The sequence below is a fragment of the Rhodococcus sp. P4_C10 genome (assembly GCF_056402135.1).
Genome location: NZ_JBFUHZ010000098.1, coordinates 1 through 989 on the forward strand (window position 1 = coordinate 1; position 989 = coordinate 989).

1 protein-coding gene is annotated in these 989 nt (G+C 66.8%); it reads left to right on the forward strand.

The window, feature by feature from the left end; translation table 11 throughout:
- Positions 1 to 270 precede the first annotated feature (270 nt).
- The coding region (locus AC1DWC_RS26680; RefSeq protein WP_477912904.1) for a DUF222 domain-containing protein at positions 271 to 989 on the forward strand (719 nt) is incomplete at its 3' end.

Here is a 989-nt window from a genome sequence, read left to right on the forward strand (position 1 = left end):
ATCGGCTCCTTGGTCGTGGGCGACGCGTAAGGCTGCATCGAGCAGCTTCATCCGGGCATCCGATCTGGCCATGGATACGTCCATAGCCGGTCTCGGGTACCCACGCTCACCTCCACAGCAGCGTGTCTCACATCTGGGTAGACATCTCGTGTCTCACATGTCCCCAGACTGAACAGTCCCCACGGAGGCCGAATCCGCTCACGGCCCACGGGCCTTTCACCAGGCGAAACATCATTGCGATCGAATACGCGTGCGAGTAGAATTCGACGTATGAAACTCGACGCCATGCTCACCGACCCCGCCGGGGTCGAGGCATGGCGACTCGACGAAACCGAGATACTTGCGGCGGTGCCGGAGCTGGTTCAGGACATCCGCCGGCGCGACGCGCTCCTCGTCCGCCTCGTGCACGAGGCGGATCAAAGATGCCTGCCCGAGCACGCCGGTGCCGCGGACACCACCGCCTGGCTCGCCGGCGCCACCCGGATGCACCGCGCCCACGCCGCGCAGATCGTCCGTCTCTCCCGAGAACTCCCCCTGCACCCACAGGTGGCCGACGTGCTGAACGAGGGACGGATCGAACTCGGCCACGTCCAGGTGATCGTCAACTTCCTCGACCGCCTCGCAAAGCTCACCCGCGACTTCGACATCGAACCCGCACCCGACGGAACCGACTGGGAGCACCCCGACCCCGACAGCGCCCGGGCCGACGACTGCGAGGCGTACCTGCTCATCGCCGCCCGCGTCGAGGACCCCAAACAGTTGCGGGACCGGGCCCGCGAGATGGAGATTCTCTTCGAACGCGACAGCGACCTCCCCTCGGACGCCGAGAATCCCGAGCTCAACGAGTTCCACGCCTCCAGCACCCTCGGAGGTCGGGTGCTCGTGAAGGGCAGCTTCGACGCCGAGTCCGGCGAGGCCCTGCAGACCGCCCTCTCCGGACTGTCGAAGCCGCACCCGACCGCCGACGACGACGGCCACCCGATCCGGGA